Source organism: Pseudomonas sp. NFX224, assembly GCF_048565165.1.
Lineage (GTDB): Bacteria > Pseudomonadota > Gammaproteobacteria > Pseudomonadales > Pseudomonadaceae > Aquipseudomonas.
Window position 1 is genome coordinate 3,965,603 of sequence record NZ_CP183416.1, and the last position, 15,575, is coordinate 3,981,177.

Genomic DNA, 15,575 nt, shown 5'->3' on the forward strand with positions numbered 1-15,575 from the left:
TCGGCCAAAACAAAGAATGACCGCATGATGGGCGGGGATTCTAGCATTTAGTCGGGGGATGGTGTAGGACGCAGCAGATATGAGCTGTAGGGTGCATGCTTGCAGCTGAAAGCGGGCGGTTTTGCGGGGGTTCTCGAATCGCAGAAACTACAAGGGGAGCCGAAGCTCCCCAAGAAGTAGTTGCATGCTCTATTTTTGTTATTGGTTTCGGGCTTCTTGTTTTTGTTGAGTGCCCTCGCCATGAAGCTTTCCTTCATGACCCTCCCAATCGGGAGCCAAGAGCAAACGGATTGCTTTGGTCGCTGAATTGCAGTGATCTTTCGATCCAACCAGTACAGGCTCTGTCTTAAGACAGTTTTTTGTTGTTCTCGGCCTGGTCGTGGGGCTAGCCCAAATACAACGCCTCTCCAAAAGAATCAGTTAGCTGCGCCTCTCGCCGTCTTGTTTTTGTTGTGCGTGAGTCGATTCGTCTTATTTTTATTGTCTTATGCATTGCTTGTTATTGTTCTTGTACCAAACATATAGCAGGGTGCGTGCCAACTTTTGCGAGCCCCAGTAAAACAAGGGGTTAGGCGTGCTGATGAGGTTTGTGCAGGCGAAAAAAAGCCGGGGTTTCGTTACCGTAAGCCCCGGCTTCTGTTACGTGAAAAAGCTGAGGTAACAGTTTTTTCAACAAGTCACGTGTTACCCGCACATCAGACAGCTGCGGTTCAGCTCTCGCTGGCCACCCCGGTCTTGCGCCGTGGAATGCCCAGGCGCTGACGGCGTTCCCACAGGCACTTGCGGCTGACCCCGAGTTTGCGGGCCAGCTCGGTTTCGGTCATGTGGTCCTGATGCTCGAGCACGAAATGCTGGAAGTAGTCTTCCAGTGACAGGTCTTCAGTCGGTTCGTGATTGTTGTTACCGCTGCTGCCATTGCCCTGTTGCGGGGGCAGGCCAATGAACTCGTCGTCTTCCAGATCGCCCAGCTCGATGTCGATCCCCAGCAGCTCGGCGGAGATCTCCGGGCTCTCACACAGGATCACGGCGCGCTCGACAGCGTTTTCCAGCTCCCGAACGTTACCCGGCCAGGAGTAATGACGAATGGCTTGTTCGGCATCCGGGGCGAACTTCAGGTCGGTGCGGTTGATCCGCGCGCTCTGTCGCGCCAGGAACGCATTGGCGATTTCGTTGACGTCGGCACCGCGCTCGCGCAGGGCTGGCAGTTTCAGGGCGATCACGTGAAGGCGATAGTACAAGTCCTCACGGAACTGGCCGATTTTCGCCAGGCTCTTGAGGTCGCGGTGGGTCGCGGCGATCAGGCGCACATCGACTTTTTGCGACTGGACCGAGCCCACCCGGCGAATCTCGCCTTCCTGCAAAACTCGCAGCAGACGTGCCTGGGCTTCCAGCGGCAGTTCGCCGATTTCATCGAGGAACAGAGTGCCGCCATCGGCCGCTTCCACCAGACCCGCACGCCCGGCGCTGGCGCCAGTGAACGCACCTTTTTCGTGGCCGAACAGTTCGGACTCGATCAGGCTTTCGGGAATGGCCGCACAGTTCACCGAGATCATCGGCGCCTTCGCGCGTTTGGACAGGTTGTGCAGGGCGCGGGCCACCAGTTCTTTACCGGTGCCGGACTCGCCCTGGATCAGGACATTGGAGTCGGTCGGCGCGACCTTGCGGATCTTGCCGTACAGATCCTGCATCGGAGGGCACGAGCCGATGATACCGATCTCGCCGTTGCTGTTATCGATGCCCGGTTTGGCCGCGCCATTGCTGGCTTTGACGGCAACCGGTTCACCGCTGGCTTGCGCCGATTGGCGGTCACGCAGGATGCGCGCGACGGCCTGGAGCATTTCGTCGTGATCGAAAGGCTTGGCGATGTAATCCACCGCGCCCATCTTCATCGAGTCTACCGCCGAGCGCAGGCTGGCGTAGCTGGTCATGATCAGCACCGGAGTGCCCTGGCCGAGTTTTATCAGCTCGGTACCCGGAGCGCCCGGCAGGCGCAGGTCACTGACGATCAGGTCGAACGTGGGAATGGTGAAGCGTTCTTGTGCTTCCTGCACTGAACCGGCTTCGCTGACCTGGTACTGGTTGCGTTCCAGCAGGCGGCGCAAGGCGGAGCGGATAATTGTTTCGTCTTCGACGATCAAAATGTGCGGCATTGATTCGATACTCTCGACGGTCTCAGTTCACAGCGGACGTCGCTTCGACATGACGCGGTAATGTCACCCGGATACGGGTGCCGCGTTGGCTCTGAACATCAGCCGGGCTGTCGATGGTGATTTGTCCATAATGCTCTTCAACGATGGAATAGACCAGTGCAAGGCCCAGACCGGTACCTTCACCCGGGTCCTTGGTGGTGAAGAAGGGTTCGAACAATCGGTCCATGATGTTCTTCGGAATACCGCTGCCTTCGTCTTCCACGACCAGGTCGACCGTGTGTTCGCCGGCTTCGCTCTTGACCCGCACCGCGCTGCCGGGAGGCGAGGCGTCGCGGGCGTTTGAGAGCAGGTTGATCAAAACCTGGGCGAGCCGCTGCGGATCGCCTTCGACCCAGTGCTCGGGGTCGCACAGGTTGTAGAACTGCACTTCGAAATTGCGTCGGTTCAGGGCCAGCAGGCCGATGGCGTCCTGAGCGACCTCAGCCAGACAGACGGGCTCGTCGCTGTGCTGGTGGCTACCCGCATGGGCGAAGCTCATCAGTGATTGCACGATGCGCGACACGCGTTTGGTCTGTTCGAGGATCTGCCCGCTGATTTCCTTGAGCTCACCGTCCTCCTCGCGCTCTTCGCGCAGGTTTTGCGCGAGACAAGCGATACCGGTGATCGGGTTGCCGATTTCATGGGCCACGCCAGCGGCCAGTCGACCAATGCTGGCCAGACGCTCTGAGTGCACCAGTTTGTCTTCGAGCATCTGCGTTTCGGTCAGGTCTTCCACCAGCAGCACCAGGCCACTGTTGCCCGGCGCGAGCGGTTCGTCGATCGCCGCTTTGTGCAGGTTCAGCCAGCGGGTCTGGCCGTCGAGGGCCAGGTGCTGCTTGTGCAAGTGCTCGTCGGGGACGTTGATGAAACCTTGCAGCAGCTCTTTCCACGGATTGGCGATAGTGCTCAGGCGCGAACCGACCACGCGCTGTGCGGCGATCCCGGTCAGCTCCTCCATGGCTTTGTTCCACATGAGGATTTCCTGGTCCTTGGCCAGTGAGCAAACGCCCATCGGCAACTCTTGCAGGGTCTGGCGGTGATAGCGGCGCAGGGCGTCGAGTTCGGCGGCCAGGCCGGTCAGGCGCGAGTGGTAATCCTCAAGGCGGCTTTCGATGAAGTGGATGTCTTCGGTGACATAGTTTTCGCCGCCGGCCTTATACGGCAGGAATGTCTCGACCATGTCTTGGGCGACGCTCGGGCCCATCAGACCGGAGAGGTTGGCTTCGATGCGGTCACGCAAACGGCGCAAGGCATACGGACGGCGCTCGTCGAAAGGCAGGTAGAGATCGCGCAGGGCTTGTTCGACTTCCTTCTGCGCTGCTTTTGCGCCCAACGGTTTGGCCAGTTGTGTGGCGAATTCCTGCGGTGAGGCAGCATGCAGCTCGCGGCGCTGCGGGCGACGCACGTTGTCCACGGCGCACGCTTCGGCGGCGCTGGCCTCTTCGGTGCTGGCGTTGGTGAACAGCGAAATCAGAGTGAACATCAGCACGTTGGCGGCCAGCGAAGCGATCGCGGCCATGTGCCAGCTGGTGTCGTCCAGCACGTAGATCATGTTCAGCAGTGGAATATAGAAGCCCTGCAGGTTGCCGACCAACGGCAACAGCATGGTTATCAGCCACACCAGAATCCCCGCCAGCAAACCGGCGATGAAGCCGCGGCGGTTGGCGGTCGGCCAGTACAGAACCGACAGCACGCCCGGCAGGAACTGCAATGTCGCCACAAACGCGACAATGCCGAGGTTGGCCAGGTCCTGCTCGGCGCCCAGCAACAGGTAGAAACCGTAACCGGCCATGATGATCGCGACGATCAGCGCCCGGCGTGTCCATTTCAGCCAGCGGTAAATGTTGCCTTCCGCGGGAGGCTGGTACAGCGGCAGCACCAAGTGGTTGAGCGCCATCCCCGACAGAGCGAGGGTGGTGACGATGATCAGGCCACTGGCGGCCGACAATCCGCCGACATACGCCAGCAGTGCCAAAGCCTTGCTGTTGGCGGCGATGCCAATGCCCAGCGTGAAATATTCCGGGTTGGTCGTGGCGCCGAGTTTCAGCCCGGCCCAGAGAATCAGCGGCACAGCCAGGCTCATCAACAACAGAAACAGCGGCAGACCCCAGCTCGCGCTGACCAGCGAGCGCGGGTTGAGGTTTTCGGTGAAGGTCATGTGGTACATGTGCGGCATCACGATCGCCGAGGCGAAGAACACCAGCAGCAGCGTGCGCCATGGGCCTTCCTGTAACGGCGTGTGCAAGGCGGCGAGGGCGGTCTGGTTTTGCAGCAGCCACAGCTCAAGCTGTTGCGGGCCGTCGAACACGCCGTACAGCGCATAGAGGCCGACGCCGCCGAGGGCGATCAACTTGATCACCGATTCGAAGGCAATCGCGAACACCAGCCCTTCATGCTTCTCGCGGGTAGCGATGTGCCGGGAGCCGAAGAAAATCGTGAACAGCGTAATCAGGGCGCAGAAGCTCAGGGCTACGCGATGCTGCACCGGTTCGCGGGTGAGGATGCCGATGGAGTCGGCCACCGCCTGAATCTGCAGTGCCAGCAGCGGCAGGACGCCGACCAGCATGAAAATCGTCGTGAGCGCACCGGCCCAGGTGCTGCGGAAGCGAAACGCGAACAGGTCGGCCAGGGACGACAACTGGTAAGTGCGGGTGATCTTCAGGATCGGATACAGCAACACCGGCGCCAGCAGGAATGCGCCGGACACGCCGAGATAGCTGGACAGGAAGCCATAACCGTACTGATACGCCAGGCCCACGGTGCCATAAAACGCCCAGGCACTGGCATAGACGCCCAGCGACAGGGTGTAGGTGAGCGGGTGGCGAATGATCGCCCGCGGGATCATGCCCCGTTCGCTGATCCAGGCCACACCGAACAGCACCGCCAGGTACGCGGCGCTGATCAGGATCATCTGGGTCAGGCTAAAGCTCATCGGCATCTTTTTGGCTCTGCAGGATGAAGGTCACGACGATCAGGATCAGCCAGAGCAGATACGGGCGATACCAGGCGCCAGTGGCGTCGATCCACCAATCCATGATGGCCGGGGAAAACAGATAAATCCCCACTACTAGGAGCAGGACCAAGCGATAGATGTACATCCCGGCCTCTCTTTTTTATGCGCGTGCCCGAAAACGTGCGGCGATGGTAACGGATGGGCGCGCCACTGCAAGTACGATCACTGTAGCTGCGCCTCGGGTAGATTGAGTGTGCGCGGGATCAGCAGGGCGTCCCAGTGGGCGATACCCCAATCCAGCGCTTCCCGTGGCGTGGCGTAAGCCAGTTCGGCGCCGGGATTTTGTCCCAGCGCACGCAAGGCTCGCAGCAGCAGCGGCGTGGCCTGATCTTCGGTCAGTGGTGGCGAACGGTAGGACTTGCCGAGTTTGTTGCCATCGGGCTGCGTAATCAGCGGGATGTGCAGGTAACGCGGTTGCCGCAGGCCAAGCAACTCCTGCAAGTAGAGCTGGCGTGGCGTGGAGTCGAGCAGGTCGGCGCCACGCACGATGTCGGTGATGCCTTGCCAGGCATCGTCCAGCACCACCGCCAGTTGATAGGCATAGAGCCCGTCGCGGCGGCGAATCACGAAATCACCGACATCCCGGCCCAGGTGCTGACGGAATTCACCCTGCACCCGGTCGATGAAGTGGTAGTCCAGTTCGGGGACACGCACGCGGATGGCGGCGTCTTCGGTGCCATGCCCGGCATTGCGGCAGAGCCCGGGATAAATCCCGTGATACGGCTCCAGTTGCTTGCGCGAGCACGTGCATGCGTAGGCCAGGCCGTGATCGAACAGGCGATTGAGCACTTCGGCGTAGGCATCGTGACGGTCGCTCTGGCGAACCATTTCGCCATCCCACTCGAAACCATAGCTTTCCAGCGCCTTGAGGATCGCGGCTTGGGCGCCAGGCTCTTCACGGGGCGGATCAAGGTCTTCCATGCGCATCAGCCAGCGCCCGCCCACCGAGCGTGCGTCGAGGTACGAAGCCAATGCGGCGACCAGCGAACCGAAATGCAAATGGCCACTGGGTGTAGGGGCGAAGCGCCCGATGTAGGGAGGGGAGGTGATGGCGGTCATGAATGCATTTAAAGCCAAAAAAACATCAGAAACAAAAACGGAGCGTTCGCACGCTCCGTTCTTCGTTCAAGTCGCAATTATTTGCCGACTTGCTTTTCCTTGATTTCCGCCAGGGTCTTGCAGTCAACGCACATGTCGGCGGTAGGGCGGGCTTCCAGACGCTTGACGCCGATCTCGACGCCGCAGGATTCGCACCAGCCATATTCTTCGTCTTCGATCAATTGCAACGTCTTGTCGATCTTTTTGATCAACTTGCGCTCACGATCGCGGGCTCGCAGTTCGAGGGCGAACTCTTCTTCCTGGCTGGCACGGTCGGCCGGGTCCGGGAAGTTGGCTGCTTCGTCCTTCATGTGATCAACCGTACGGTCGACTTCCTGCATCAAGTCCTGTTTCCACTTGTTCAGGACCTTGGTGAAGTGAGCGCGCATGGGCTTGCCCATGTACTCCTCGCCCGCGACTTCTTTATAGGGCTCGAAGCCGCTGATCGACGGGGTTGCCTGTTGCTTTGCTTGGGTGGACATGAAATAGACCGCCTCTACTCTTGTAATCCATCTGCGCAGGATTGCTCCATCACCGACACCTGCCGGCCCTGCGGCTGCAAGCGGGCGAACTTACCAGATCAAATCAGAGCGCGCTACTCCCGGATGTCGAGGTTGCGGCCTGCGGCGCTCGCAGATGGTGGCAAAGCGCTGTCTGGTGGGGGTGGAGCCCTGCTCAATTAATGATTTTAGTCAAACCTGGGGCACTCGCTCGAGTCGTTTGTGGCCGGGGTCTTATGGCGTCTGACCGCTTTAGGTTCTCGCTCGTTCCTGCGCTTGGGTAGAATCGGTTCTTTTCCCCGTTGAAGGAAGGCCAATGGCTCAGTCCTACAGTGCCCGCAGTCGCGCGATCGAACCTTTTCATGTCATGGCGTTGCTGGCGCGGGCCAATGAATTACAGGCCGCCGGTCACGATGTGATTCACCTGGAAATCGGCGAGCCGGACTTCACCACCGCCGAGCCGATCATTCGTGCCGGTCAGGCGGCATTGACGGCGGGGAAAACGCGCTACACCGCCGCGCGCGGGATTCCTGAGCTGCGTGAGGCCATTTCGGGTTTTTATCAGCAGCGTTATGGGCTGAACATCGACCCGCGACGCATCCTCATCACGCCGGGCGGTTCCGGCGCGTTGCTGCTGGCCAGCGCCTTGCTGGTGGATCCAGGCAAGCACTGGCTGTTGGCGGACCCGGGCTACCCGTGCAATCGGCACTTCCTGCGACTGGTGGAAGGCGCTGCGCAGCTTGTTCCTGTGGGTCCGGATGTGCGTTATCAACTGACGCCGGATCTGGTCGAGCGGTATTGGGACCACGACAGCGTGGGTGCGTTGGTCGCGTCTCCAGCTAACCCGACGGGGACGATCCTGACGCGGGATGAGTTGGCCGGGCTGTCTCGTGCGATCAAGGAGCGCCACGGTCATCTGGTGGTGGACGAGATCTACCACGGCCTGACCTACGGCACCGATGCGGCTAGCGTGCTGGAAGTCGATGACAGCGCCTTTGTGCTGAATAGTTTTTCCAAGTATTTCGGCATGACCGGTTGGCGACTCGGCTGGCTGGTGGCGCCGGAGGCGGCAGTCAGTGAGCTGGAGAAACTCGCTCAAAATCTCTACATCAGCGCCCCGAGCATGGCCCAGCACGCGGCCCTGGCGTGTTTTGAACCTGCAACCATCAGCATTCTCGAAGAGCGCCGCGCCGAATTCGGTCGTCGCCGCGATTTCCTGTTGCCGGCCCTGCGCGAACTGGGCTTCGGGATCGCCGTCGAACCCGAGGGTGCTTTCTACTTGTACGCCGATATCGGCAAGTTCGGCGGCGATGCCTTCGCGTTTTGCCGGCATTTCCTCGAAACCGAGCACGTGGCGTTCACGCCCGGACTGGATTTCGGGCGTTATCAAGCCGGGCACCATGTGCGTTTCGCCTACACGCAAAACCTGGAGCGCTTGCAGGAGGCGGTGGCGCGTATCGCGCGCGGTCTGCGGAGCTGGCAAGGCTGATGCGCTTTCATCCTCCCCTCGAAGAAGGTCGGTTGATCCGCCGTTACAAGCGTTTTCTCGCCGATATCGAAACCGTTACCGGTGAGTTATTGACCATTCACTGTCCCAATACCGGTTCGATGCTCAACTGTCAGGTCGAAGGCGGGCAGGTCTGGTTCAGCCGCTCCAACGACCCCAAGCGCAAGTTGCCTGGCACCTGGGAAATCGGCGAAACGCCGCACGGCCGTCACTTTTGCGTGAACACCGGTCGGGCAAACGCTTTGATCGAGGAAGCATTGTTGGCTGGGGTGATCACTGAGCTGAACGGCTTTACCCAACTCAAGCGCGAGGTGGCCTACGGTCAGGAAAAGAGCCGGATCGATTTTCGTCTCGAATACCCCGGCGGCCCAGCCTATGTGGAAGTCAAAAGTGTCACGCTGGGGTTTGACGGAGTCGCGGTGGCAGCGTTTCCCGATGCGGTGACCCAGCGCGGGGCCAAGCACATGCGTGAGTTGGCGCATTTAGCCCGGGACGGGATTCGTGCGGTGCAGTTGTACTGCGTGAACCTGACCGGTATAGAGGCTGTGCGTCCAGCCGAAGAAATCGATCCGGTCTATGCGCAAGCCTTACGTGAGGCGGTGGCCTGCGGGGTCGAAGTGCTGGCTTACGGTGTTCGGCTGACTCATGAAGAAATGGTGGTTGATCGGCGTCTTGAGGTGTTGCTAGGCGGTTAAAGGCTGACCCAGATTCCTTGCGCGTCTTCGCGGCAATCGACGCGGGTCAGCGATTGTCCCGCGCAGGGGCCGGATACGCATTCGCCGTCCTCGATCAGAAACAGGGCGCCGTGGGTGGCGCACTGGATCAGGCTGTTGCTGGGGTCGAGAAACTGGTCAGGGGTCCATTCGAGCCCGACACCGCGGTGCGGGCAACGATTGATATAGACATAAACCTGGCCGCCCCGACGCACGGCGAACAGCTTTTGCCCGTCGAGTACGAATCCACGGCTGCTGGCGTCGGCCAGTTCAATGCCAGTACACAGAAATTTCATGCCTGTCCTCAGGTCACGCACATGTGACCGGGTATGTCCGAGCTTGACGTGAAAATGCAAGCGATTATCAAATGGCTGACTTGCCCTATGGGTGCGGGTGCCAGGCGCACAGGATACTTGGCCTGCCCACCTGATGCCCGGGAAACCCTCAAAGGAAGCTGTTTATGCGCTTGAGTACCCGCGTCGCCGTGCTTTGTGTCGGTCTTCTCGCCAGTCATCACGCCGCCGCGTCTGACTTGCCGCAACGCTGGGTCAGTGCCGGTGGTGCGCTTTCGGAGTGGGTCAGCGCCTTGGGTGGTGAGCCGAAACTGGTGGGTGTAGATACCACCAGTCAGCACCCGGAATCGCTGAAGGCTCTACCCAGTATCGGTTATCAACGGCAGCTTTCCGCTGAGGGTGTCCTGAGTTTGCGTCCACAGATCCTGGTCGGCACCGAAGAGATGGGGCCGCCGCCGGTGCTTTCGCAAATTCGTAGCGCAGGCGTGCAGGTCGAACTGTTCTCGGCCCAGCCGGACCTGCCCACGCTGCAAACCAATCTGCAGCATCTTGGCAGGTTGCTCGGCGCCGAAGACCGGGCCACTCAGTTGTTGACTGCTTATCAACAGGCGCTGGAGCAGCAGAAGGTCCGGGTTACCCGAGCGCAACTGACGCAACCCTCTCCGGGTGTGCTGTTGCTGCTGGGGCACGCTGGCGGCAAACCGCTGATTGCCGGCAAGGACACCGCCGCCGATTGGTTGCTGCAACGGGCCGGTGGCCACAATCTGGCAACCCACACCGGGTACAAGCCCTTTTCGAACGAGTCGCTGGTGAGTCTGGATCCCGAAGTGCTGGTGTTTGCCGACAGGGCGTTGAGCGGCGACGCGGCGCGGGCAGCGTTGTTCAAGGAAAACCCGATTCTGGCCTCTACCCGTGCAGCCAGGGATGGGCGGGTCATCGAGCTGGATCCCACGTTGCTGGTGGGTGGTTTGGGGCCACGGCTGCCGGAGAGCCTGAAGAAACTGTCAGACGGGTTCTTTCCCGCTGACGTAAGCCAGTAGTTTTCCACAGGCAAAAAAAGACCCGGCAAGAGCCGGGTCAAATAACCGTGATTAGCCTGATGAGGAGATAATCTGAGAGTCCGAACCAAGGGCTTTTCAGAAAATCGACCAGTCTCGCGACCAGTTGTGATAATCATAGCGATTCTCATTACCAAGTCAACAGCTGATTTCCTGTTTCCCTGATTTGTGTCGCGCGCTTTCGATAAGTCCCTGTAATCATTGAATATTGGTCTGTCGTTTTTAGTGCGCCAGGATGACAGAGGGCACTCGTTCAATTCTTGTGGCGAGACGAGATGGCTTCCAGCTGTTTATTCAGGGCTTCTTTGCGTTCGGCAGGAATGTCGTTCCAGTGCACGTCCATCAGGGCGCCTTCGATTGCATACAACAACACCTTGGACGCTCGAAATCCGCGCGTGCGCACGGCCCGATAAGCATCCACCGCCCCCAAGCGACGCAAGTCCGAGGCGCTGTGGATGCCCACGGCATGCAGCCATTGCGCCGACGTCTTGCCAAGATTTTTCAGGTGTTGCAGTTCATCATTCATCAAGCCTCCTTGCGATGGCCGAATGGTGCGTGGGCAAGCTTCTGAGGAGTGTAGCCATCAGTAGGAAAAGCGTGATTGTTTGGTCGTTTTCGACGCAAATGCTTCTAAGAGGCAGGCGCTTGCGGATGCAGGAAAATCTGCGAAGTGAGCAGGAAAGACGCTGAAGATGTCGGGTTTTAGGGCAAGTCTGCCCGAAGTCCAGTGCGAAGCGGGGGGCGCCGGACTTGTCAGATTGCGTTAACGGTCAGCGGGTACGGTAGCGCAAGCGGGTGCCGAAGTTCATCGACATCAGAATCTCGTCAGCACTCAGCTCCACCGGGAAGTAAGCGCCGGAAATCTGCGCATGAGCCAGGCTCGCGCCTTCAAGCGATGCTTTGCGAAAGTCGATGCCGCGCAAATCGGCGGAGCGGAAGTAAGCATCTGTGAAATCGACGCCATCGGCGTTCAACTCGCGCAGATCCAGACCCCGGAAGTCGCCGCCGACCATGTCGACAGTCCCATCCTTGGGGCGTTCGTTGTTGAAACCTGTGATGTCGTCCTTGTGCAGCAAGGCGTAAAGCGGGGTGTCGAGAAGTTTCGGCTGGCTCATGTCACATCACCTGTTGGTTTTATGACGCCAGTATAGTGCCACTATTTGACGGCCGTGAAGCGGGTGAACGCTTCACGACTGAAATAGTTTTTTACAGGCCTGGCAGGCGTTGGCGAATTTGCGCCACGACGGTGTCGAGCGTCCCGCTTTCATTGGTTTGAACGCGTTTGCTGCAGAGGATTTCTGCGGGTGTCAGGGCTTCACGGCTGGCTTGCTGGGCGGCGATGACTTGCAGCGTGGCGTCGGATGGATCTGCTTTATCTGCCTGGCGCAGGGCCAGCCAGCTCTCGATGACCGCTTGCGGCGCATTGCAGTCGAGGATCAGGAATGGCGCGCCCGTGGCCTCGGCAACTTTTGCTGCGCTGTTGCGCTGATCGTGCTTGAGGTAAGTGGCATCGATCGCCACCGGGAAACCGGCGTGGAGGATGACGGCGGCAATTTCATGCAGACGGTTGTAAGTCGCGGTGCTGGCATCGGCACTATAAATGCCGGCCTGCAGGTCGTTCGCAACGGTTTGCTCGCCGAACAGACGCTTGCGTTCGACATCGGAGCGCAGGCGAATCGCACCTAGCGCTTCCACCAGGCGCATCGCAACGTGGCTTTTGCCGACGGCGGAAACACCGTGGGTAATGGCCATGAAGCGCGAAGGAATGGTGCTGTAGCTTTCTGCCAGGTTCGCATAGGTGCGGTATTGGCGCAGGGTGGTGGCGCGCTGCACCGGGGTGGCGTCGGCGGGCATGCTGAATAGAGAAACCTTGGCGCGAACCAGTGCACGGTAGGCTTTATAGAAGTTGAGCAACTCCAGGCCCTGATAATCGCCGGTCAGTTCCAGATACTGACTGATGAAGCGACGAGCCAGGCACTTCAGGCCGCGATCTTCAAGGTCCATGGCCAGGAAACCGGCGTCGGCATACACGTCGGTGAAGCGGAACGGTTCGTTGAATTCGATGCAGTCGAAAATCACGACCTTGCCATCGATCACCGTCGCGTTACCCAAGTGAATGTCGCCGTGGCATTCGCGGATGAAACCGTCGGCCTTGCGCTGGGTGAGTACCGGCTTCAGGCGATCGAAGCTGCTCTCGGCCCAGGCTTGCAGAGCGTCGAGTTGCAGCAGGTCAGCCTTGTCGCTGAGGAATGGACGGATCTGATCGAAGTTCTGGCGCACCGGTGCCATGACGCTGTCCGGGGTGCCGGCTTCGTGTTCGCTCGGTACTTTCGGTGCATTGAGGTGGAACTGGGCAATTTGCGCCGCCATCGCATCAATGTGCGCGGTGGTCAGTTCACCATTGGCCTGCAAGGTGCTGAGCAAGCCGCTTTGTGGGAACTGGCGCATTTTCAGCAGGTATTCGATGGCCGGGCCTTCACCGCCCAGTTGTGGCGCTTCGGCGCTACCAGTGACGGGCAGCACTTCCAGATACAAGTCGTCCGTCAGTCGCTGGTTCAGGCGTAGTTCTTCGCCGCAAAAATGCTCGCGAGCCTCAAGGGTGGTGAAGTCGAGAAAGCCGAAATTAACCGGTTTCTTCACTTTATAAGCGTAGGGGCCGGTGAGCAGCACCCAGGAAATATGGGTTTCGATGACCTGGAACCCGTCTACTGGATGCGGATAAAGGGCCGGGTTTTGCAGGGCGGCGATCAGGGACTGGCTCACAGGGTGATCCTTCAGAGTCTGGAAAATTCAGGTCGTCATTATGGCGGCTAGCCAGCCTAACGCAAACTCGGAGGGCTCCTGTTGAGGATGAATAAAGTGCGTATAATCCGCCGCCATGACTCGTACTCGATCCCCCCGCACTCCTAAAAAACCACCTTCCCGAGGCCTGCGGCCTTGGCTGGGCTGGGCCCTTAAACTCAGTCTGGTCGGCCTTGTGGTGCTGGCCGGATTCGCCGTTTACCTCGATGCCATCGTGCAGGAGAAGTTCTCCGGCAAGCGCTGGACGATTCCGGCCAAGGTTTACGCGCGTCCGCTTGAGCTGTTCGTCGGACAAAAGCTGAGCCGGGACGACTTTCTCACCGAGCTCGATGCCTTGGGCTATCGCCGCGAAAGTGTGAGCAATGGCCCCGGTGCCGCGGCGGTCAACGGCAACACTGTTGACTTGAATACCCGTGGCTTCCAGTTCTATGAAGGTATGGAGAGTGCTCAGCCGGTACGTGTGCGTTTCTCCGGTGACTATGTCGCCGAACTCTCGGCGACGAACGGTTCGAAGCTATCCGTGGTGCGCCTGGAACCGCTGCTGATCGGCGGGATTTATCCGAAGAATCTCGAAGACCGCATTCTGATCAAAATCGATCAGGTCCCGCCGTATTTGCTGGAAACTCTGGTCGCCGTGGAAGACCGGGATTTCTATAGCCACTGGGGCGTGTCGCCGAAGTCGATTGCGCGAGCCGTCTACGTCAACACCTCTGGCGGCAAAATGACCCAGGGCGGCAGTACGCTGACGCAACAACTGGTCAAGAATTTCTACCTGACCAGCGAACGCAGCCTGAGCCGTAAGCTCACTGAAGCCATGATGGCGATGCTGCTTGAGCTGCATTACGACAAACGAGAAATTCTTGAGGCCTACCTCAATGAAGTGTTCGTCGGTCAGGATGGTCAGCGGGCGGTACATGGTTTCGGTCTGGCCAGCCAGTTCTTCTTCGGGCAGCCCTTGTCGGAATTGAAGCTGCATCAAGTCGCGATGCTGGTGGGTATGGTCAAGGGGCCGTCTTATTACAACCCGCGTCGCAATCCTGAGCGGGCGCTCGAGCGGCGCAATCTGGTGCTCGATGTGCTTGAGCAACAGGGCGTTGCCACCGCCGAGCAGGTTGCTGCCGCGAAGAAAATGCCGTTGGGTGTGACAACGCGAGGCAAATTGGCGGACAGCTCATTCCCTGGCTTCCTCGACTTGGTCAAGCGCCAGCTGCGCGAAGACTATCGCGACGAAGACTTGACCGAAGAAGGTCTGCGAATCTTCACCAGCTTCGACCCAATCCTGCAGATGAAAGCCGAAGCGTCGGTCAACGACACCTTCAAGCGTCTGTCCGGGCGCAAGGGTTCCGATGACGTTGAAGCGGCCATGGTCGTGACCAACCCGGAAACCGGCGAAGTCCAGGCCATGATCGGCAGTCGCCAGGCCAGTTTTGCCGGTTTCAACCGTGCACTGGATGCGGTGCGACCGATCGGTTCGTTGATCAAGCCGGCGGTTTATCTGACAGCGCTCGAGAAACCGAGCCAGTACACGTTGACCAGTTGGCTGTCAGATGAATCCTTCTCGGTCAAGGGTGCGGACGGTCAGGTCTGGAAACCGCAGAACTATGATCGCCGCTCCCATGGCACGGTTTTCCTTTATCAAGGCCTGGCGCACTCGTACAACCTGTCGACCGCGCGTCTTGGTTTGGCGGTGGGTGTGCCGAACGTACTCAAGACCCTCGGACGACTGGGGGTGACCCGAGAATTTCCGGCTTTCCCGTCGATGTTGCTGGGGGCGGGCGGCATGAGCCCGATCGAAGTGGCGACCATGTACCAGACGCTCGCCAACGGTGGTTTCAATACACCGATGCGCGGGATTCGTAGCGTGCTGACGGCTGAAGGCGAGCCGCTCAAGCGTTATCCGTTCCAGATTCAGCAGCGCTTCGATCCGGCGTCCATCTACCTGATCCAGAGCGCCATGCAGCGGGTCATGCGTGAAGGTACCGGTAGTTCGGTTTACAACGTGTTGCCGAAAACCTTGACCCTGGCCGGCAAGACTGGCACCAGTAACGATTCGCGGGACAGTTGGTTCGCGGGCTTCAGCCAGGATTTGCTGGCAGTGGTCTGGCTAGGCCGCGACGATAACGGCAAGACGCCATTCACTGGCGCTACCGGTGCGTTGCAGGTCTGGACCAGTTTCATGCGCAAGGCCGACCCATTGCCGCTGGACATGCCGCAGCCGGATAATATCGTTCAGGCCTGGGTTGATTCGCGGACAGGGCAAGGCTCTGATGCCGGTTGCCCGGGCGCCGTGCAGATGCCGTATATTCGCGGCAGCGAACCGCCTCCCGGCGCCGCCTGCGGTGGCGAAGGCCCTGCTTCCGGCGAAACGGTGATGGATTGGGTCAAAGGCTGGATGAATTAAG

13 protein-coding genes are annotated in these 15,575 nt (G+C 59.6%); 4 read left to right on the top strand and 9 right to left on the bottom strand.

Features of this window, described 5'->3' with window-relative positions; translation table 11 throughout:
* Nucleotides 1-710 precede the first annotated feature (710 nt).
* The 5 genes from ACNYC6_RS18020 to dksA all read right to left on the bottom strand — a co-directional run bounded on the left by ACNYC6_RS18020 (nucleotide 711) and on the right by dksA (nucleotide 6,782).
* A complete protein-coding gene (locus ACNYC6_RS18020) occupies nucleotides 711-2,150 on the bottom strand; it encodes a sigma-54-dependent transcriptional regulator (RefSeq protein ID WP_419708539.1) in 1,440 nt (479 codons plus the stop codon).
* Nucleotides 2,151-2,172: 22 nt separating this feature from the next.
* On the bottom strand, nucleotides 2,173-5,127 hold the full coding sequence (locus tag ACNYC6_RS18025) for a sensor histidine kinase (RefSeq protein WP_419708540.1): 2,955 nt from the start codon (nucleotides 5,125-5,127) through the stop codon (nucleotides 2,173-2,175).
* Entirely contained in the window at nucleotides 5,111-5,287 is a 177-nt protein-coding gene (locus ACNYC6_RS18030; protein ID WP_003176118.1) for a hypothetical protein, read from the bottom strand. Before ACNYC6_RS18030 ends, ACNYC6_RS18025 begins: the two co-directional genes overlap by 17 nt.
* A 77-nt stretch (nucleotides 5,288-5,364) precedes the next feature.
* Nucleotides 5,365-6,261 (bottom strand): tRNA glutamyl-Q(34) synthetase GluQRS, encoded by an 897-nt coding sequence (gene gluQRS, locus ACNYC6_RS18035; RefSeq protein WP_419708541.1) that lies wholly within the window; start codon nucleotides 6,259-6,261, stop codon nucleotides 5,365-5,367.
* 77 nt (nucleotides 6,262-6,338) lie between these two features.
* Nucleotides 6,339-6,782, bottom strand: coding sequence for an RNA polymerase-binding protein DksA (gene dksA / locus ACNYC6_RS18040; RefSeq protein ID WP_419708542.1), 444 nt, complete (start codon nucleotides 6,780-6,782; stop codon nucleotides 6,339-6,341).
* Nucleotides 6,783-7,116: 334 nt separating this feature from the next.
* Here dksA and ACNYC6_RS18045 point away from each other — a divergent pair, with 334 nt between their 5' ends.
* On the top strand, nucleotides 7,117-8,289 hold the full coding sequence (locus ACNYC6_RS18045; RefSeq protein WP_419708543.1) for a pyridoxal phosphate-dependent aminotransferase: 1,173 nt from the start codon (nucleotides 7,117-7,119) through the stop codon (nucleotides 8,287-8,289).
* Nucleotides 8,289-9,002, top strand: a complete 714-nt coding sequence (sfsA, locus tag ACNYC6_RS18050; protein WP_419708544.1) for a DNA/RNA nuclease SfsA — start codon at nucleotides 8,289-8,291, stop codon at nucleotides 9,000-9,002. Before ACNYC6_RS18045 ends, sfsA begins: the two co-directional genes overlap by 1 nt.
* Here sfsA and ACNYC6_RS18055 read toward each other — a convergent pair.
* Nucleotides 8,999-9,316, bottom strand: a complete 318-nt coding sequence (locus ACNYC6_RS18055) for a Rieske (2Fe-2S) protein (RefSeq protein ID WP_419708545.1) — start codon at nucleotides 9,314-9,316, stop codon at nucleotides 8,999-9,001. The two genes, sfsA and ACNYC6_RS18055, sit on opposite strands and share 4 nt — an antisense overlap.
* Nucleotides 9,317-9,480: 164 nt before the next feature.
* Here ACNYC6_RS18055 and ACNYC6_RS18060 point away from each other — a divergent pair, with 164 nt between their 5' ends.
* Entirely contained in the window at nucleotides 9,481-10,353 is an 873-nt protein-coding gene (locus tag ACNYC6_RS18060; protein WP_419708546.1) for a heme/hemin ABC transporter substrate-binding protein, read from the top strand.
* 271 nt (nucleotides 10,354-10,624) lie between these two features.
* Here the strand turns inward: ACNYC6_RS18060 and ACNYC6_RS18065 are convergent, their stop codons facing one another.
* From ACNYC6_RS18065 to ACNYC6_RS18075, 3 genes are all read right to left on the bottom strand, one after another.
* Complete coding sequence (locus ACNYC6_RS18065; protein ID WP_007971093.1) at nucleotides 10,625-10,897, bottom strand: TfoX/Sxy family protein; 273 nt, start codon at nucleotides 10,895-10,897, stop codon at nucleotides 10,625-10,627.
* Nucleotides 10,898-11,141: 244 nt separating this feature from the next.
* Nucleotides 11,142-11,486: a pentapeptide repeat-containing protein gene (locus tag ACNYC6_RS18070; RefSeq protein ID WP_419708547.1), complete on the bottom strand. Its 345-nt coding sequence runs from the start codon at nucleotides 11,484-11,486 to the stop codon at nucleotides 11,142-11,144.
* Between the two features lie 91 nt (nucleotides 11,487-11,577).
* Nucleotides 11,578-13,134 (bottom strand): AAA family ATPase, encoded by a 1,557-nt coding sequence (locus ACNYC6_RS18075; RefSeq protein WP_419708548.1) that lies wholly within the window; start codon nucleotides 13,132-13,134, stop codon nucleotides 11,578-11,580.
* Nucleotides 13,135-13,249: 115 nt separating this feature from the next.
* Here ACNYC6_RS18075 and mrcB point away from each other — a divergent pair, with 115 nt between their 5' ends.
* A complete protein-coding gene (gene mrcB / locus ACNYC6_RS18080) occupies nucleotides 13,250-15,574 on the top strand; it encodes a penicillin-binding protein 1B (RefSeq protein WP_419708549.1) in 2,325 nt (774 codons plus the stop codon).
* The last annotated feature ends 1 nt before the right edge of the window (nucleotide 15,575 follow it).